The organism is Ectothiorhodospira lacustris (assembly GCF_022227845.1).
Lineage (GTDB): Bacteria > Pseudomonadota > Gammaproteobacteria > Ectothiorhodospirales > Ectothiorhodospiraceae > Ectothiorhodospira > Ectothiorhodospira lacustris.
Window position 1 is genome coordinate 18,961 of sequence record NZ_JAJNQN010000019.1, and the last position, 18,578, is coordinate 37,538.

The 18,578-nt window shown below is 66.1% G+C and carries 17 protein-coding genes; 11 read left to right on the forward strand and 6 right to left on the reverse strand.

Annotation, left to right across the window (positions count from 1 at the left end):
- Window positions 1-10 precede the first annotated feature (10 nt).
- The 6 genes from LQ956_RS12945 to rsxA are packed head-to-tail and all read right to left on the reverse strand — an operon-like array spanning window position 11 to window position 5,182.
- Window positions 11-706: an electron transport complex subunit E gene (locus tag LQ956_RS12945; RefSeq protein ID WP_238621681.1), complete on the reverse strand. Its 696-nt coding sequence runs from the start codon at window positions 704-706 to the stop codon at window positions 11-13.
- A complete protein-coding gene (gene rsxG / locus LQ956_RS12950) occupies window positions 703-1,371 on the reverse strand; it encodes an electron transport complex subunit RsxG (protein ID WP_238621682.1) in 669 nt (222 codons plus the stop codon). Before rsxG ends, LQ956_RS12945 begins: the two co-directional genes overlap by 4 nt.
- Entirely contained in the window at window positions 1,368-2,474 is a 1,107-nt protein-coding gene (locus LQ956_RS12955; protein WP_238630111.1) for an RnfABCDGE type electron transport complex subunit D, read from the reverse strand. The genes rsxG and LQ956_RS12955 overlap by 4 nt, the downstream gene beginning before the upstream one ends.
- A gap of 3 nt (window positions 2,475-2,477) precedes the next feature.
- The gene (gene rsxC, locus LQ956_RS12960; protein ID WP_238630112.1) at window positions 2,478-4,028 is read right to left on the reverse strand and encodes an electron transport complex subunit RsxC; all 1,551 of its coding nucleotides are present in this window, start codon (window positions 4,026-4,028) and stop codon (window positions 2,478-2,480) included.
- Between the two features lie 11 nt (window positions 4,029-4,039).
- Window positions 4,040-4,579 (reverse strand): RnfABCDGE type electron transport complex subunit B, encoded by a 540-nt coding sequence (locus LQ956_RS12965; RefSeq protein ID WP_238621685.1) that lies wholly within the window; start codon window positions 4,577-4,579, stop codon window positions 4,040-4,042.
- A 21-nt stretch (window positions 4,580-4,600) separates the two neighbouring features.
- Complete coding sequence (gene rsxA, locus LQ956_RS12970; RefSeq protein ID WP_090207743.1) at window positions 4,601-5,182, reverse strand: electron transport complex subunit RsxA; 582 nt, start codon at window positions 5,180-5,182, stop codon at window positions 4,601-4,603.
- Window positions 5,183-5,472: 290 nt separating this feature from the next.
- Between rsxA and nifL the strand changes: the two genes are divergently transcribed.
- The 11 genes from nifL to bchO all read left to right on the forward strand — a co-directional run bounded on the left by nifL (window position 5,473) and on the right by bchO (window position 18,314).
- Window positions 5,473-7,050: a nitrogen fixation negative regulator NifL gene (nifL, locus tag LQ956_RS12975; protein ID WP_238621686.1), complete on the forward strand. Its 1,578-nt coding sequence runs from the start codon at window positions 5,473-5,475 to the stop codon at window positions 7,048-7,050.
- A 20-nt stretch (window positions 7,051-7,070) separates the two neighbouring features.
- Complete coding sequence (gene nifA, locus LQ956_RS12980; protein ID WP_238621687.1) at window positions 7,071-8,633, forward strand: nif-specific transcriptional activator NifA; 1,563 nt, start codon at window positions 7,071-7,073, stop codon at window positions 8,631-8,633.
- A gap of 75 nt (window positions 8,634-8,708) precedes the next feature.
- Complete coding sequence (locus LQ956_RS12985; protein ID WP_238621688.1) at window positions 8,709-9,341, forward strand: phosphoribosylanthranilate isomerase; 633 nt, start codon at window positions 8,709-8,711, stop codon at window positions 9,339-9,341.
- A complete protein-coding gene (gene trpB / locus LQ956_RS12990) occupies window positions 9,328-10,548 on the forward strand; it encodes a tryptophan synthase subunit beta (RefSeq protein ID WP_238630122.1) in 1,221 nt (406 codons plus the stop codon). Before LQ956_RS12985 ends, trpB begins: the two co-directional genes overlap by 14 nt.
- Window positions 10,545-11,369 (forward strand): tryptophan synthase subunit alpha, encoded by an 825-nt coding sequence (gene trpA / locus LQ956_RS12995; protein ID WP_238621689.1) that lies wholly within the window; start codon window positions 10,545-10,547, stop codon window positions 11,367-11,369. The genes trpB and trpA overlap by 4 nt, the downstream gene beginning before the upstream one ends.
- A gap of 42 nt (window positions 11,370-11,411) precedes the next feature.
- Entirely contained in the window at window positions 11,412-12,395 is a 984-nt protein-coding gene (gene accD, locus LQ956_RS13000) for an acetyl-CoA carboxylase, carboxyltransferase subunit beta (RefSeq protein ID WP_238630113.1), read from the forward strand.
- Window positions 12,395-13,699: a bifunctional tetrahydrofolate synthase/dihydrofolate synthase gene (folC, locus tag LQ956_RS13005; RefSeq protein ID WP_238630114.1), complete on the forward strand. Its 1,305-nt coding sequence runs from the start codon at window positions 12,395-12,397 to the stop codon at window positions 13,697-13,699. The genes accD and folC overlap by 1 nt, the downstream gene beginning before the upstream one ends.
- A 112-nt stretch (window positions 13,700-13,811) precedes the next feature.
- Window positions 13,812-14,282 (forward strand): Dps family protein, encoded by a 471-nt coding sequence (locus tag LQ956_RS13010; RefSeq protein WP_238621692.1) that lies wholly within the window; start codon window positions 13,812-13,814, stop codon window positions 14,280-14,282.
- Window positions 14,283-14,616: 334 nt separating this feature from the next.
- The gene (bchI, locus tag LQ956_RS13015; protein WP_238621693.1) at window positions 14,617-15,642 is read left to right on the forward strand and encodes a magnesium chelatase ATPase subunit I; all 1,026 of its coding nucleotides are present in this window, start codon (window positions 14,617-14,619) and stop codon (window positions 15,640-15,642) included.
- Entirely contained in the window at window positions 15,639-17,426 is a 1,788-nt protein-coding gene (locus tag LQ956_RS13020; protein ID WP_238630115.1) for a magnesium chelatase subunit D, read from the forward strand. Before bchI ends, LQ956_RS13020 begins: the two co-directional genes overlap by 4 nt.
- A 9-nt stretch (window positions 17,427-17,435) precedes the next feature.
- The gene (gene bchO, locus LQ956_RS13025; protein ID WP_238630116.1) at window positions 17,436-18,314 is read left to right on the forward strand and encodes an alpha/beta fold hydrolase BchO; all 879 of its coding nucleotides are present in this window, start codon (window positions 17,436-17,438) and stop codon (window positions 18,312-18,314) included.
- Window positions 18,315-18,578: the final 264 nt, after the last annotated feature.

Here is an 18,578-nt window from a genome sequence, read left to right on the forward strand (position 1 = left end):
CGTCATGTCATCAGGATGTGGCCGGAGCTGCTGCCGCCGGGGCGGTCCGTGCCGCCAACCGAGCATCCAGCACCCGCTTGCCCGCCAGGATGAAACCCAGGGCCAGGAAGGCGCCGGGGGGCAGGATCATGAGCAAAAAGCCCCGGTAATCGGGAATCAGGGTCAGTTCCATCCAGGCAAAGCCTTCTCCCAGCAGCAGCTGTGCATCGGCGAACAGGGTACCGCTGCCGGGGATCTCGCGCACGGCCCCAAGGACCACCAGGATCACAGTGAACCCCACCCCCATGGCCAGGCCGTCCACCATGGCCCGGTGCACCGGCTGCCGGGAGGCGAAGGACTCGGCCCGCCCCAGGATGGCGCAGTTGGTGACGATGAGGGGGATGAACAGGCCCAGGGCCTTGTGCATCTCGTAAAGATAGGCGTTCATCACCAGGTCCACCAGGGTCACCAGACTGGCGATCAACAGGATGAATACCGGAATCCGCACCTCGGGTGTGATGATGGTGCGAAACATCGAAACCAGTAGCCCCGAGGCCACCATGACGAAGGTGGTGGCCAGGCCCATGCCCAGCCCGTTGGTGGCGGTCCCCGTGACCGCCAGCAGAGGGCAGAGGGCCAGCATCTGGGCCATGACCACGTTGTTGTCCCAGATACCGTCCCGGAACAGACGGCGATAGTCTTCAAGTAATGCCTTGGCCTGACTCATGACTCGGTCTCCGGCAGGTTCTGTGCGGGCTGCGCCTCATCTGGTGCCCGTTGCAACAGTTCCGACTGATGGGCATGGAACAGGGTCAGCCCGTCCCGCACCGCGTTCACCACCGCCCGGGGGGTGATGGTGGCCCCGGTGAACTGGTCGAAGGGGCCGCCATCCTTTTTCACCGCCCAGCGGGGGGCGGGCAGGGCATCGAAGCTCAGGCCGTCGAAGGACAGGATCCACGGATCACGGTTCACCTCGATCTTGTCGCCCAACCCTGGGGTTTCCTTGTGCTGCAGGACCCGCACGCCCAGAACCTCGCCGGCGGCATCCACGCCCATGAGGACATGGATGGGGCCGGCATAGCCCCGGCCCTGGACCCGGAAGGCCACGCCGGATACCCGACCCTCCTGCCTGGCCCGGTAGACCTCCAGGGAACGTCCGTCTTCGATGCGCAGGGTATGGGTATCCTCCTGGGGGCGGTTGTCATGCATCTGTGCGGGCAGTACCTGCTCCAGGGTGCGGCGAAAGTCCTCGGCGCGGCGCTCGGCGATGGTGTCCCGGGTCTGCAGGTCGGCAATCACCAGCACGGCGCTGGCCAGCAGGGCGATGCCCCCCAGCAGGGTGGCCTGGTAGCCGACCCGCTTGCGATAGGTGGGTTGTGCCAGGGTGGTCATGGGCGTTTCTCCTGGGCCGGTGCCGTCGCTTCCGGACTTTTCATCGGCAGGGGCTTCCCGCGCCGGGTGCGGCCATAGGTACGGGGGCGCAGGTAGTGATCGATCAGGGGCGTGAGGGCGTTCATGAGAATCACGGCAAAGGCCGCGCCTTCCGGATAGCCGCCCCAGGTGCGGATGACATAGATGAGCAAGCCGCATCCGGCGCCGAACAACAGCCGCCCCCCCACGGTACTGGGCGAGGTGACCGGGTCGGTGACGATGAAGAAGGCCACCAGCATGGCGGCGCCGGAGAATAGGTGCAGACCGGGTCCGGCATAGCGTTCCGGGTCGATGAGCATGAATACGGTGGACAGGATCACGAGGGTGCCCAGCATGGCCACGGGGATGTCCCAGGTGATGATGCGCCTGGCCATGAGCAGAAGCCCCCCCGCCAGTAGCAGCAGGGCGGAGCCTTCACCCAGGCTGCTGGGTACGAAGCCCAGGGCCTGCTGAAGCGGGGCGTAGACCCCGGGCAGGGTCTCGGACAGCCCCAGATCCCGGCTGAAGCCGGTCTGGGTCTCGCCCAGCACGGTGGCGCCGGTGACGGCGTCGGGAACGGCGGTCAGGCCGAAGGTGATGGCCAGCCCTTCCAGAAAGCCGGGGGCGCCCGCTGAAAACAGAGGGGAAGGCGTGATCCAGGTGGTCATCTCCAGGGGAAATGACACCAGCAGGGCCACCCGCGCCAGCATGGCCGGATTGAACAGGTTCTGTCCCAGGCCGCCGAAGACATGCTTGCCGACGATGATGGCAAAGGCCGCCCCCAGCACGCCGATCCACCAGGGCGCCCACGGCGGCAGGGTCAGGGCCAGCAGCAGGCCGGTGACGATGGCCGAACCGTCCATCAGGAACGGCGACACCGGGCGCCCGGCAATGCGCAGGGACAGGGCCTCGAACAGGACGGCGGCCAGGATGGTGATGAGCAGCAGGTTCAGGGCGGGCCAGCCGAACAGGTAGACGCCGAAGGCGGTGGCCGGGAGCAGGGCGAGGGTGACCCAGCCCATGTTCCAGGCCACGCTGCCGGGGGCATGGGTGTGGGGTCCGCTGACGGGGGTGGTCTGAGTCATGGGTTAGGCCTTTGCCTCATCGGCGGCGGGGGTCTTGGGGGTCTCCTTGGCGGCGGCGGCCTTGGCGGCGCGGGCCGCCTTGGCTTCGTCGGCCTTGCGCTTGGCCGCCTCACGCTCGGCCTTGCGCCGTTCCGCCGCCTCGGCCTTGGCCCGGGCCTCCGCCTCCTGGCGTTCCCGACGTTGCTGGGCCAGGCGCTTGATCTCTTCCTGGCGGCGCTGCTGTTCCCGCCTGGCCCCCAGCACGCCCTTGGCGTGGTGGAAGAACTGCACCAGTGGGATATGGGAGGGACAGACATAGGAACAGGAGCCACAGGCCACGCAGTCCATCAGGCCGTAATCGACGGCGCCGTCCATGTCCTCCTTGCGAATCCTTGCCGCCATCTCCAGGGGCATGAGCCCGCAGGGGCAGGCGGCCACACAGCGTCCGCAGCGGATGCAGGGCATGGTTTCCCCGATGTTGATCTCTTCCGCGGTGAGGGCGATGATCCCGTTGCTGCCCTTGATGATGGGGACCTGGGCGTGGGGCATCACCTGGCCCATCATGGGGCCGCCCATCAGCAGGCGGGCCGGCGGTTGCCGGGTGCCGCCGCAATGGGCGAGCAGGTCCTCCACCCGGGTGCCCAGCAGGACCTCCAGGTTGGCGGGGCGCTGGACTGCGCCGCCGCCGACGGTGACGATGCGGGAAATCAGTGGACGGCGCATGCGCACCGCCCGATGCACCGCATAGGCGGTGCCCACATTGTGGACGATCACGCCGATGTCGGCCCCCAGCTTGCCGGCCGGGATCTCGCGGCCGGTGACCGCCTTGATCATGTGTTTTTCCGAACCCATGGGATAACGGGTGGGCACCGCCATGGCTTCGATGGTGTCCATCTCGTAGAGGCGTGCCTGCAGGGCGGCCAGGGCCTCGGGCTTGTTGTCCTCCACCACCACCAGGGCCCGTCTGGCCCCCAGGGCGTGACGTATGATGCGAATGCCGTCCACCACCTCATCGGTACGTTCCCGCATCAGGCGGTCATCGCAGGTGAGGTAGGGCTCGCATTCGGAGCCGTTGATGATGAGGGTGTCGATGTGATGTCGGGACCCCAGGTTCAGCTTGATGGCGGCGGGAAAGGTGGCCCCGCCCATGCCCACCACCCCGGCCTCGGCCACCCGCTGGGCGATGATTTCCGGTTCCAGATTCAGGGCATGTTCCGGGTCCGGCTCTTCCTGCCGGCGATCCTCGCCGTCCGGCTCGATGACGATGGTCTCCACCGGCAGGCCGCTGGGGTGGGGCGCGGGATGGGGTTCCACCGCCAGGATCCGTCCGGAGGTGGGGGCATGCACGGCCGCCGATACGGCGCCGTCGCCGCGGGCGATCATCTGGCCCTTAAGGACGGTGTCGCCGGCGGTGACCACCGGGCGCGCGGCGGCACCGATATGTTGCTGCACCGGCAGATAGAGCCGTGCCGGCAGGGGCAGGGGCTCGATCGGCAATCCGCTGGTGGCCTGTTTGCGGTCATCGGGATGGACACCGCCCTTGAACGCGGGCCGCTTGCGCATAAAAAAGAACATGGGGAGCACCTTCAGGCCGATTTGGGTTTGGGCCAGTGCCAGCGGCGCAGGCTGGGGGCTTCCGGCACCAGGGTCAGGCCCTGGGTAGGACAGACCTCCACGCATTTGCCGCAGCCGTTGCAGGCCTCGGTGAAGACCGTATGAATCTGCCGATTGGCACCCATGATGGCGTCGGTGGCGCAGACCTTGTAGCAGCGGGTGCAGCCGTTGCAGTGGTCGGGATCGATCACCGCAAAGGCGGGGACTTCCTCGCCCATGGCAGACAGGTCCACGGTGATGTCCAACTTGTCGGCCAGTTGCTGGGCCAGGAGCTTGCCGCCCGGCGGACACAGGGTCACCGGAGCCGTGCGGCTTGCCAGGGCCTGGGCGGCACTGGGGCAACCGGGCAGGCCGCACTGACCACAGTTGGTCCCAGGCAGCATGGCCTCGATCTCGTCAACCAGCGGGTCCTTTTCCACCCTCAGGTATTTGGCGGCCATGCCCAGGCCGTAGCCCAGGAGCAACCCCATGGTGGTGAGGATGAAAATGGCGGAAAGCAGGGAAGGTTCCATCGGAAGTACCTCCTGTCGCGGTCAGGCGAAGTTGAGTCCGGCGAATCCCATGAAGGCCAGGGACAACAGGCCGGCGACGATGAAGCCAATGGGGGCGCCGGCAAAGGCCGCCGGCACGTTGCTGATGGCCAGACGTTCCCGCAGGGCGGCAAAAATCACCATCACAAGAGTGAAGCCCAGGGCCGCGCCCAGACCGAAGGTCACGCTCTGCAAAAAGCCGTGGCCCTCCTGCACGTTGAGCAGGGCCACGCCCAGCACGGCGCAGTTGGTGGTGATGAGCGGCAGGAAGATCCCCAGCACCTGATGAAGGGCGGCGCTGGTCTTGCGGATGACCATCTCGGTGAACTGCACCACGGCGGCGATCACCAGGATGAAGGACAGGATGCGCAAAAAGCCCAGGTCCAGCGGTGCCAGCACGAAATACTCCAGCAGCCACCCCGCCACGGAAGCCAGGGTGAGCACGAAGGTGGTGGCCAGTCCCATGCTCAGGGCGGTGTCCAGCTTGTTGGAGACACCCATGAAGGGGCACAGCCCCAGAAATTGCACCAGCACCACGTTGTTGACCAGGGCGGTGCCCACGAGTAGCAGCATGAACTCTGTCACGGTCGGATCCTTCGGTTCGGTTGTCGAAGAATCTGCATCTTGTGTGCCACTTGGTGAATGCGCGTTTCAGGTGCGCAAATCAACGGGTTTTGCGGGAGATTGCACCGTGCTGGTGCGGATTTTCCTGTGGGGATCGTGACAGTGAGCGTGGGGCAGGGCGGGTTCTGTGGGGAATCCGACAAAGACATACCCCTCCCAATCCCGGGGAAAGCTCCGACATTGTTGCTGGCCCGGATTTTGCTGGATATTCGTCAGGAACCCAGCCCAACTCACCCGGGAGATACACCCCCATGAGCCAACCCGATCAACCCGCCGTCGCGGGCCTGGCCGATACCATCCGCACCCCGGAGGGGATGCTGCCGGCGCGCCTGTTCTTTGAAGCGGTGGAGCAGTCCTCGGTGGCCATCTCCATCACCGACACCAAGGCGAGCATCCTCTACGCCAATCCGGCCTTCGAGCGGGTGACCGGTTACGGGGTGGGCGAGGTGATCGGGCGTAATGAATCCATCCTTTCGGACCGTCACACCCCCGGGTTGGTCTACGAGACCCTCTGGGGTCGGCTGCGTCAGCTCAAGCCCTGGTCCGGGGTGCTGGTCAACCGGCGTAAGGACGGCAGCCGCTATCTGGCGGAACTGAGCATCGCCCCGGTGCTGGATGCCCGGGGCCAGCTCAGCCATTACCTGGGCATGCATCGGGATGTGACCGAGATGCATCAGCTGGAACAGCAGGTGCGCAATCAAAAGGCTCTGATCGAGTCGGTGGTGGATGCGGAACCGGTGGCCATTGCCCTGCTGGATGAGGCCGGTCAGGTCGTGCTGGACAACCAGGAATACAAGAAACTGACCGGCGACATGGGCGGGCGCGAGCCGGCCCGGGAATTTCTCACCGCCCTGGCCGAGAGCATGGGTGATGCCTTCGAGACCGCCCGCAGCACCGGGGAAGGCTTCGTCGACCGGGAGGTGCAGTTCGATCCGGGCGGCGGCGCAGCCCCCCGCTGGTTTTCCTGTTCCGGTACCTGGTTCAAGGAACGGGACACCAGCGCGGATTCCTTTTTCGAGGCACGTAAGGCCAATTATCTGGTGCTGGTGGCCAAGGAGGTCACCGAGATCCGCCGGCGGCAGGAAGAGATGCGCATGAATGCCCTGCGCGCCCTGACCGCCGAGGGCGAGCTGGTGGAGAGCATGCGCGAGACCCTGGCAGGCGCCATCTACCAGATGCAGGGCCCGGTCAACATGATTGCCGCCGCCGCCCAGCTGCTGGAGCGTCGCCGTCAGGGGGAGGGCGGTACCGATCCCTTGCTGAATGTGCTCCAGGATGCCCTGGCCGCCGGGCGCCGGGCCTTGCAGACCCTGGAAGACTCTATGCCGGAGGAGCGGGATGAGCCCTTGGCCCCGGTCAACATCAATGCCCTGTTGCGGGAGGTGCTGGGGTTGTCCACCCGGCGCCTGCTGGCCGCCGGGGTGGTGGTGGACTGGCAGCCGGCGCCGGTACTGCCCAGTGTGCTGGGCCGGGAGGGGCGGCTCCGGGGCATGTTCAAGCAACTGGTGGACAATGCCCTGGACGCCATGGACAGCGCCACCGGCGGGCGCCGGGAGATCCGCATCCTCACCGAGTCCCGGGGCGATGCGGTACATGTGAGCATCCAGGATTCCGGCCCGGGCATCCCCGAGCATCTGCGCTTGCGGGTATTCGAGCCCTTTGTCAGCACCAAGGGCCGTTCCGGCGGTCGCGCCGGGATGGGCCTGCCCATGGTCCAGGAAGTGGTCAACCAGCATGCCGGTCTGATCGAGATTGATCCCGGCTGTCATGAAGGCTGCCGTATCCGCCTGCAGTTCCCCACCGCCGCACGACGACAAGACCCGAACTGACCCAGGGAAGCCTCATGGTAATGTCTTCTTCAGCCTTAAGAGAGAATGGCGGGCAGCGCGCCGATTTGGTGGAGATGCAGCTGGACGCCCTCTACCAGGTGAGTCAGGTGCTCAGCCGTTCGGCGGATCTTCACGAGATCCTGTCCGACGTACTCCACGTACTGCACGAAGCCGCCGACATGCAGCGGGGAATGGTGTCGCTGCTGGACCCTTCCAGCGGTGAACTGATGGTGGGTGCCGCTCACACCGGCCATCGTGAGCAACTGGAAAAGGTGCGTTACCGTCCCGGTGAGGGCGTGGTCGGGGCGATCCTCAAGGAGGGCGATACCCTGGTGATCCGACGTATCGCCGATGAGCCCCGGTTTCTGGATCGCTTGCGTCTGTATGTGCCGGAGTTGCCCTTCATCGGCGTGCCCATCCAGGTGGGGGACGAAGCTCCCATCGGGGTGCTGGCCGCTCAGCCGGCTGCCGATGATGGGCTGCTCACCGAGCGGGCCCGTTTCCTGGAGATGGTGGCCAACCTGTTGGCGCAGACCGTGCGCCGTGCCTGGGACCTGGAAAAGGAGCGCCAGGCGCTGACCGATGAGCGGGACCGTCTGCGCCGGGAGGTGCGCAGCGGGTATCACCTGGATAACGTGGTGGGACATTCCCGGGAGATGCGCCGGGTGTTCGAACAGGTGCGTCAGGTGGCCAAGTGGCATACCACGGTGTTGATCCGGGGGGAGACCGGCACCGGCAAGGAATTGATCGCCAATGCCATCCACTACAATTCTTCCCGGGCCAATGGTCCCTTCATCAAGCTCAACTGCGCCGCCCTGCCGGATAACCTGCTGGAAAGCGAGTTGTTCGGCCACGAAAAGGGGGCCTTTACCGGTGCCGTGGCCCAGCGCAAGGGGCGCTTCGAGCAGGCCGACGGCGGTACCATCTTCCTGGACGAGATCGGCGAGATCTCCCAGGCCTTTCAGGCCAAATTGCTTCGGGTGTTGCAGGAAGGTGAGTTTGAGCGGGTAGGAGGTACCCGTACCCTCAAGGTGGATGTGCGGGTGGTGGCGGCCACCAACCGCAATCTGGAAGACGAAGTGGAGCAGGGGGAGTTTCGCGAGGATCTGTATTACCGCCTCAACGTGATGCCCATCTTCCTGCCCGCCCTGCGCAAGCGCACTGAGGACATCCCGGATCTGGCCCGTTTCCTGGTGGGCAAGCTGGCCAGGGCGCAGGGGCGCCCCCTGGATATCACCGATGGTGCCATCCGCACCCTGATGCGCCATGACTGGCCGGGCAACGTGCGTGAGCTGGAAAATTGCCTGGAACGGGCGGCCATCATGAGTGAGACGGGAAGTATCGATCTGGATGCGATCCAGCTCACGGGGCTGGAAGAGAAGCTGCCGTCGGCGCGCAAGGCCGTCGCCCCGCCTCCGGAAACGGATCTGGATGATCCGGAGCTGGACGAGCGGGAGCGGGTGATCGCCGCCCTGGAACAGGCGGGCTGGGTGCAGGCCAAGGCGGCCCGTCTGCTGGGGATGACCCCGCGCCAGATCGCCTATCGGATCCAGACCCTGAAGATCCGCGTCAAGCAGTTCTGAGACCGGCCGGCAACCAGCTGATGCCCGTTCCCTTTTCTGGTACGCTTGGCGACTCGGTTCACCAGGCTGGCCTTCATGCGCACCCGTATCAAGATCTGCGGCATCACCCGACCTGAGGACGCCCGGGCCGCCGTGCAGGCGGGCGCGGACGCCCTCGGGCTGGTGTTCTACGCGCGCAGCCCGCGCGCCGTCACCCCGGACCAGGCCCGCGCCATTGCCGCCGTGGAAGCCCCGTTCGTCACCCGGGTCGGCCTGTTCGTGAATGCCGATGCCCAATGGGTGCGCCAGGTGCTGGCTCAGGTCAGCCTGGACCTGCTGCAGTTCCATGGGGACGAACCCCCCGATTACTGCGAGTCCTTCGGCCACGACTACCTCAAGGCCATCCCCATGGCCGAGCCTGTGGCCGTCGGCGAGTACATGGATCGTCATCCCAGGGCTCTGGGCTTTCTGCTGGACAGCCATGGCGCCGGCCAGGTGGGCGGGACCGGCAAGACCTTCGACTGGTCCAACTGGCCTACCCGGGCAACGCGCCCCCTGGTCCTGGCCGGTGGACTCCATCCGGACAACGTGGCCGCAGCCGTGCAACAGACCTGCCCCTGGGCGGTGGACGTGAGCAGCGGCGTGGAGTCGGCCCCGGGCCTGAAGGACCCGGAACGCATGACCCGATTCATCAGCGAGGTAGTACGTGTCGACCGTGATCAAGCCTGAACAGACGCCGGACTGGCGCGCCTTCCCGGATGCCCGCGGGCACTTCGGACCCTATGGCGGCCGTTTCGTTTCCGAGACCTTGATGGAACCCCTGCTGGAGTTGCAGGAGGCCTATCAGCGTTATCTCCAGGATCCCCAGTTCCTGGATGAGCTTGACCGGGATCTGGTCCATTACGTGGGGCGTCCCAGCCCCCTCTATTTGGCCGAGCGCCTGACTCGGGAGCTGGGTGGGGCCAGGGTCTATCTCAAGCGGGAAGACCTCAATCACACCGGTGCCCACAAGGTGAACAACACCATCGGCCAGGCCCTGCTGGCCAAGCGAATGGGTAAGACCCGCATCATCGCCGAGACCGGCGCCGGTCAGCACGGCGTGGCTACCGCCACCGTGGCGGCCCGCCTGGGGCTGGAATGCGTGGTCTACATGGGCGCCGAGGACATCCAGCGCCAGGCCCCCAACGTCTATCGCATGCGCCTTTTGGGTGCCCGGGTGGTGCCGGTCACCTCCGGTTCCCGCACCCTCAAGGATGCCCTCAACGAGGCCATGCGGGACTGGGTCACCCACGTGGACAACACCTTCTACATTATCGGCACCGTGGCCGGCCCCCATCCCTATCCCGCCATGGTGCGGGATTTCCAGGCCATCATCGGCCGCGAGGCCCGCGAACAGTACCAGGCGGCCGAAGGCCGGCTGCCCGATGCCCTGGTGGCCTGTGTGGGCGGCGGTTCCAACGCCATCGGTCTGTTCCATCCGTTCCTCGCCGACGAGGGGGTGGCCATGTACGGTGTGGAGGCCGCCGGTGACGGCATCGACACCGGGCGCCATTCCGCACCCCTGTGCGCCGGCAAGCCCGGTGTGCTGCACGGCAACCGCACCTATCTGATGGAGGACGAGGACGGTCAGATCATCGAGACCCACTCCGTCTCCGCCGGTCTGGATTACCCGGGGGTGGGTCCCGAGCATGCCTGGCTCAAGGATGTGGGTCGGGTGCAGTACGTGCCCATCACCGACCGCGAGGCCATGGAGGCCTTCCACCGCCTGACCCGCACCGAGGGCATCATCCCGGCCCTGGAATCCAGTCACGCCATTGCCTATGGCCTCAAGCTGGCGCCTACCCTGGACCCGGCGCAGGGCATCATCATCAATCTGTCCGGTCGGGGCGACAAGGACATCAATACCGTAGCCCGTCTGGAGGGGATCGAACTGTGAGCCGCATCGCCGCCCGTTTTGAAGCCCTTAAGGCCCGGGGTCGAAAGGCCCTGATCCCCTATATCACCGCCGGTGACCCGGAGCCGGGCAACACCGTGCCCCTGATGCACGAGATGGTGACCGCCGGTGCCGACATCATCGAACTGGGGGTGCCCTTTTCCGACCCCATGGCCGACGGCCCGGTGATCCAGCAGGCCTGCGAGCGGGCCCTGAAACACCGTACCAGCCTGCGCAAGGTGCTGGAGATGGTGCGTGAGTTCCGTCGCGACAACATCGAGACCCCGGTGGTCCTCATGGGCTATCTCAATCCGGTGGAGATCATGGGCTATGAGACCCTGGCCGAAGATGCCGCCCGGGCCGGCGTGGACGGTGTGCTGACCGTGGACCTGCCGCCGGAAGAGAGCGCGGAGTTGGCCGGCGCCTTGAAGCGCCACGGTATTGACCCCATCTTCCTGCTGGCGCCCACCAGCCATGAGGGGCGCATTCGCAGCGTGAGCGAAGTGGCTGCCGGGTTTGTCTATTATGTCTCCCTGAAGGGCGTCACCGGGGCGGCCACCCTGGATGTGGATGCCGTGGCGGAGAAGCTGGCCCTGATCCGTCGCCAGACCGCGCTGCCGGTGGGCGTGGGTTTTGGTATCGGCGATGCCGAAGCCGCCGCCAAGGTGTCCCGGATCGCCGATGCCGTGGTGGTGGGCAGTGTCCTGGTCAAGCGTATTGCGGCCAATGTCGATGATCCCGCCGCCGGGCGTCGCGAAGTGGCCCAGGTGCTGGCCGACATGCGCCGCGCCATGGATCAGGCCACCACCACGACCCCAGCCTGAGCCGGGATCCCGATTCATTCATCAAAACGTTGACGATCGCCCATGAGCTGGTTTGAAAAACTTGTTCCTTCCCGGATCCGCACCGACGCCACCAACAAGCGGGCGGTGCCCGAAGGCCTGTGGCTGCGCTGTGACGGCTGTTCCGCCACCCTGTATCGCCCCGAGGTGGAGCGTAATCTGGAGGTCTGCCCAAAGTGCGGTTTCCACATGCGCATCAATGCCCGGCGGCGCCTGGAGGCCTTTCTGGACGAAGGCGAGCGCCGGGAGATCGGTGCTCAGATCGAACCGGTGGACATGCTGAAATTTCGTGACAGCAAGCGCTACAAGGATCGCTTGGTAGCGGCCCAGAAGACCACGGGCGAGAAGGATGCCCTGGTGGTTCTGCAGGGCCAACTGTTCGGCATGCCGGTGGTGGCGGCGGCCTTCAACTTCAATTTCATGGGTGGCTCCATGGGCTCGGTGGTGGGCGAGCGCTTCGTGCGTGGCGTCAATGCCGCCATTGAGGCCCGCTGCCCCATGGTCTGCTTTTCCGCCAGTGGCGGCGCCCGCATGCAGGAGGCCTTGTTCTCCCTGATGCAGATGGCCAAGACCAGCGCCGCCCTGGCGCGCCTGAAGGAAGAGGGGCTGCCCTTCATCTCCGTCATGACCGACCCCACCATGGGGGGCGTGTCCGCCAGTCTGGCCATGCTGGGTGATGTCAACGCCGCCGAACCCGGTGCCCTGATCGGGTTTGCCGGTCCCCGGGTGATCAAGCAGACCGTGCGCGAGACCTTGCCGGAAGGCTTCCAGCGGGCCGAGTTCCTGGTAGAACACGGGGCGGTGGATCTCATCATCGATCGCCGGCAGATGCGGCCCCGCCTGGGCAAGCTGCTGGCCATGCTGACCCATCAGCCCGCCCCGGACGTGCCGGTACCGGTGGAGGAAGAAGAGCAGGCGGAGGGCGGTGCGGCAGAGAGCGGCCATGGCGCGGCGGATGGCGGTAGTGAAACGGGTACCCAGCCTTCGCCCCAGGGGCAGGGTAGCTGATGACCGCCCCGGCCATGGCCCGGTCGCGTCACCCCACGTTGGCGGCTTGGCTGGCCTGGCAGGAACAGGCCCATGCCCGGCCCATTGACCTGGGCCTGGACCGGGTGGCCCAGGTGGCCGATCGGCTGCAACTCAGGCCTGCCGGCGTCCCCGTCATCACCGTCGGCGGGACCAATGGGAAGGGCTCCACGGTGGCCATGCTGGAGGCTATTTACCAGGCGGCGGGATATCGGGTGGGTTGCTATACCTCGCCCCACCTGATCCATTACAACGAGCGCATCCGCATCGACGGCCTGCCCGTGCCGGACAGTCCCATCTGTGAGGCCTTCGAGGCCATTGATCGGGCCCGGGGCGAGATCAGTCTCAGCTATTTCGAATTCGGCACCCTGGCCGCCCTGTGGCTGTTCCACCGCGAACGGGTGGACGTGATGGTGCTGGAAGTGGGGCTGGGCGGGCGCCTGGACGCGGTCAATATCCTGGATGCGGACGTGGCTGTGGTCACCGCCGTGGGGATCGATCATCAGGCCTTTCTGGGGGATGATCGGGAGTCCATCGGGTTTGAAAAGGCCGGCATCTTCCGGTCGGGCCGGGTCGCCGTCTGCGGTGACGCCGATCCCCCCGGCCGCTTGCTGGCCCATGGCGCCCGGATCGGGTCCCGTCTGTTGCTGGCCGGGCGGGACTTTGCCCCGCTGACCGGATTGCGCATGGACACATGGCAATATCGGGGTGCGGGCCTGGTCCTGGAGGGTTTGCCTGCGCCCGCACTGTCCGGCGGTGTGCAGTATCGCAACGCCGCATCGGCGATCACGGCGGTGCTGTCCTTGCGTGAACGCCTGCCCGTGACGCAGGAGGCGGTCGGTCAGGGATTGACCGCAGCACGCCTGCCCGGCCGTTTTCAGTTGCTCCAGGAAGCCCCGGCGCTGTGGGTGGATGTGGCCCATAATCCCCAGGGCGCGGAAAGCCTGGCTATGAATTTGCTTGGCGTGCCCTGCCGGGGCCGTACCCTGGCGGTCATGGGCGTGATGGCCGACAAGGATGTCAACGGCATCGTGCAGCCCTTGCTGGATGTCATGCGCGGATGGCATGTGGCGGCCCCCCGCACGGAACGCGCCCTGGGGGCTTCGCAACTGGCAACCTGCCTGGCGACACTGACGCAGCAACCGGTGCAATCCCATGGGTCGGTGATCCAGGCCTGTCAGGCGGCGCTGGCGGAGGCGGGACCCGAAGACCGGGTAATCGTTTTTGGCTCCTTCTATACGGTGGCCGAAGTGCTTCAAGGGGATTTTTCCGGTCCGCCACGCTGACCCATCATGGGTTATGATTGGGTATATGCCCATATCGGCCGGAATTTTCAGGCACCTTCAAGGTCTTTTCCATGTCTGGCCAATCCACCAACACCAACCAGGAGTACAATCCGTGACCCAGATCGATATCGGTATCAAAGAACAGGACAGAGTCGAGATTGCCGAAGGCCTCAAGCGTCTGCTGGCCGATTCCTACACCCTCTATCTGCAGACCCACAATTTCCACTGGAACGTGGTGGGTCCCCAGTTCCGTGACCTGCACCTGATGTTCGAGGAGCACTACACCGAACTGGCCACCGCCGTGGATGACATCGCCGAGCGCATCCGCGCCTTGGACGTGCCCGCGCCGGGAACCTACAAGGAATTCGCCCGCCTGAGCAGCCTCAAGGAAGTGGAAGGCGTGCCTCCCGCCAAGGAGATGGTGGATCTGCTGACCGTAGGCCATGAGCAAGTGGTGAAGACCTGCCGCGACGTGCTCAAGCTCTCCCAGGAAGCCGGTGACGAATCCACCTCTGCGCTGGCCTCCGATCGCATGCGCACCCACGAAAAGACCGCCTGGATGTTGCGTGCACTGAACAAGTAAGACCGCACCCGGGTCCCTCGGGCGTGCCGAGGGACCCGGTGCTTGTGCGGTCGGCATGAATTTTCCCTTCTTTTTCCTTCAAAGTTCCGCATCACCCCTCCCGCGTCATTTCCATGGCAATCGCCCTTTGTCTTTTTGTGCCAATTAGGGGAACATTACGCCCTTGATCTGGGAATGGGTCCCCGGGGCCGGCTGGGCCGGGATCCATATGGGGTATCTCTCAACGCTCGGCGTTGACCCGGTGCATGACCGGGCCAGGGCGGAGCCTCATCCCGGCATGGGCGCCGCTTGCGGCGGTTGCCCGGCCGCTACCTTAAGGCAGAACAGACAGACTATGGCTTTGACGTTTCCGTTTTCAGCGATTGTCGCGCAGGACGAGATGAAACTCGCCCTCCTCATCTCTGCCATCGACTCCAGTATCGGCGGTGTGCTGGTATTCGGGGATCGAGGCACGGGTAAATCCACCACGGTACGTGCACTGGCTGCGTTGTTGCCCCCCATGGAGGCGGTCGTCAATTGCCCCTATGGCTGCGCTCCGGAAAAGCGGGCCGGCCTGTGCGGCGTCTGTGAAGGCCCCGGTGCCAAGGACAAGCCCAAGAGCCGCAAGGTGCCGGTGCCCGTGGTGGACATGCCCCTGGGTGTGACCGAGGACCGGGTGGTGGGTGCCCTGGATCTGGAGCGGGCCCTCACCCAGGGTGAGAAGGCCTTCGAGCCGGGCCTGCTGGCCCGCGCCCACCGCGGCTTCTTGTACATCGACGAGGTCAACCTGCTGGAAGACCACTTGGTGGACCTGCTGCTGGACGTGGCCGCCTCCGGCGAGAACGTGGTGGAGCGTGAAGGCCTGAGTATCCGTCACCCCGCCAAGTTCGTGCTCATCGGCAGTGGTAACCCGGAAGAGGGTGAACTGCGTCCCCAGTTGCTGGACCGCTTTGGTCTGTCCGTCGAGATCACCACCCCCACCGACCTGCCCACCCGTATCGAAGTGGTGCGTCGCCGTGATGCCTTCGAGAAGGACCCGGAAGGGTTTACCCAAAAGTGGAAGCGCCATGACGCCAAGCTGCGCAAGCAGATCGTTGACGGTCGTGCCCTGCTGCCTGAAGTGGTGGTCCCCGATGCCGCCCTGGAGCGGGCCGCTCAGCTGTGCCTGAAACTGGGTACCGATGGTCTGCGCGGCGAGCTGACCCTGATCCGCGCCGCCCGCGGCCTGGCCGCCTTTCTGGGTGACAGGGAAGTGACCGACGCGCATCTACGGCGTATCGCACCGCCGGCCCTGCGTCATCGTCTGCGCCGTAATCCGTTGGACGATGCGGGTTCCACGGTGCGTGTGGAGCGGGCCATCGCGGAAATGTTCGACGCATGACCGATCTGCGCGCACCCGAACTGACACCGTGGGCGGCGGCCGCCATTGCGGCCGGTCTGTTTGCCGTCGATCCGGCCGGTTGCGGTGGTCTGGTGCTGCGTGCTCACGCCGGCCCGGTCCGTGAACGCTGGCTGGAACAGCTGCGTCAGCTGCTGCCGTCGACCTCTCCTATGCGCCGTCTGCCGCTGCACATCGCCGATGGCCGTCTGCTGGGCGGGCTGGATCTGGCCGCGACCCTCAAGGCCGGCAAGCCCATCGCCGAGCGTGGGCTGCTGGCGGAATGTGACGGTGGTGTCGCGGTGGCGGCCATGGCTGAGCGCCTGACCGTGGCCACCGCCGGTCGTATCGCCGCGGTGATGGATTCCCATGAGGTCCTGCTGGAGCGGGACGGCCTGGGTCTGCGGGTGCCCACCCGATTCGGGGTAGTGGCCCTGGACGAAGGTGTCACCGATGACGAGGTGGTGCCGGTGGTGCTTACCGACCGGCTGGCCTTCCAGGTGGATATCGTGCCCGTGGGTATCCGGGATGTGGACGAGCCCTTCTGGACCGTGGACGACATCGTTGCCGCCCGCAATCTGCTGCCTCAGGTGGAAGCGGGAGACTCGGTGCTGGAGGCCCTGTGCGGGGCCGCCATGGCGCTGGGGATCGCTTCCCTGCGCATCCCGTTCCTGGCCCTGAGGGTGGCCCGTGCGGCCGCCGCCCTGGATGGCCGCACCCAGGTCTCCGACGAAGACGCCACCCTGGCCGGGCGGTTGGTGCTGGCGCCGCGAGCCACTCGACTACCGCCCATGGAGCCGCCGGAGGATCAGCAGGAGGAGGCGCCACCGCCGGAGCAGCAGCCACCGGACGAGCCACCGCCGGAAGGGGAGGATCAGCAGACCCAGCAGGATCTGGACAAGCCCCTGGAAGACCGGGTGCTGGAAGCCGCCAAGGCCGCTCTGCCGGCGGGATTGCTGGCCCAGTTGCAGCTGGGCGCCATGCGCAGCCGCTCCGGTTCCGCCGGCAAGGCCGGGGCCTTGCAGCAGGGCAAGTCCCGGGGCCGCCCCATCGGCACCCGCCGGGGCGAGATCCGTGCCGGTGCCCGACTCAACGTCATCGAAACCCTGCGGGCCGCGGCCCCCTGGCAGCCTTTGCGGCGTGCCCAGGCCCTGGCCGGCGGCACCGTCAAGGGGCCGCGGGTGCATGTGCGACGGGATGATTTTCGCATCACCCGCTTCAAGCAGCGCACCGAGACCACCACCATCTTTGCGGTGGATGCCTCCGGTTCCGCCGCCCTGCATCGGCTGGCCGAGGCCAAGGGGGCGGTGGAGCTGTTGCTGGCGGACTGCTACGTGCGTCGTGACCGGGTCGGCCTGATCGCGTTTCGGGGGCAGGGGGCCGAGTTGTTGCTGCCGCCCACCCGCTCCCTGGTGCGGGCCAAGCGCAGTCTGGCCGGGCTGCCGGGCGGCGGTGGTACGCCTCTGGCCGCAGCCATCGATGCCGTGCGTGAACTGGCCGAGGCGGTGAAACGCCGGGGCGAGACCCCGGTGGCGGTGTTCCTGACCGATGGTCGGGCCAACATCGACCGCGAAGGCAAGCCCGGTCGGCCCAAGGCCATGGAGGACGCCGTGGCCGCGGCGCGGGTGCTGGCGCAGGAGAACTTCACCACCATCCTGGTGGATACTTCTCCCCGACCCCAGCGTTCCGCCCAGGAACTGTCCCAGGCCATGAACGCCCGCTATCTGCCCTTGCCCTACGCCGATGCGGCCACGCTGTCCTCGGCGGTGCAGGCGGCCAGCAGTTAAGGGGTCGTCATGACAGGCCGGCTGGACTGGACGCGGGATGGTCATGATTGGCCGCACCGTGACGCCAGCCGGTTTGTCGAGGCCGGTGGTCTGCGCTGGCATGTGCAGTGTCTGGGGGAGGGGCCGCCGATCCTGCTGGTTCACGGCACCGGTGCCGCCTCCCATAGTTGGCGTGACCTCATGCCCCTGCTGGCCCATCACTTCACGGTGATCGCGCCGGATCTGCCGGGGCATGGGTTCTCCTCTCCACCGGCGCGCTTTGCCGGGTTTGCCCTGCCGGGCATGGCGGCGTCCCTGGCGGCACTGCTCAAGCAGATGCATCTGTCTCCGGTCCTGGTGGCCGGGCATTCCGCCGGGGCCGCGGTGCTGGCCCGGATGTGTCTTGACGGACACATCGCGCCCCGGACCCTGGTGAGCATCAACGGGGTCATGCTCCCCTTGCCGGGCACGGTGAGCCTGTTCTTCAGTGCCTCGGCGCGTGTCCTCTCCATGATTCCCTTCATTCCCCATTACGTGGCCTGGCGGGCCACGGATCGCCGCGCCCTGGAGGGCTTGTTGCGGGGGACCGGTTCGCGGTTGGATGCCCGGGGCCTGGAGTTGTACGGGCGTCTGGTGCGCAGTCCCGGGCATGTGGGCGGGGCCCTCAACATGATGGTGAACTGGGACCTGCATCCCCTGGCCCGGGATTTGGCCCGCCTGCCGGTGCCGTTGGTTCAGGTGGTCGGCGGCAATGACCGTACCGTGCCGCCCTCGGAGTCGCGACGGGTGCAGGCGCTGCTGCCTCAGTCACGCCTGGTGACGTTGCCCGGCCTGGGGCATCTGGCCCATGAGGAGCGCCCCGACCTGGTGGAGGCCCTGTTGCTGGAACAGTTTCCGCCATGTTCATGAATGAACATTGAACAAGTCCTCTGCCGTCACTTCTACGTCCACCGTCATTCCCGCCTACGCGGGAATGACTGCCATATCGTGCAAAGCGTCCATGGCAAAGTCCTTGGATTCCCGCTTACGCGGGAATGACTTTTTCAGGGCATCCTGAAGGGAATGACGTGCCTCATGTAATGTGCATTTACCGCCCTCCAAGGTTCGATTTCCATATGGTGTGCCCCGTATCCCCCTGCTAGACTGTCAAGCAATACTTACAGTTGATAGGGT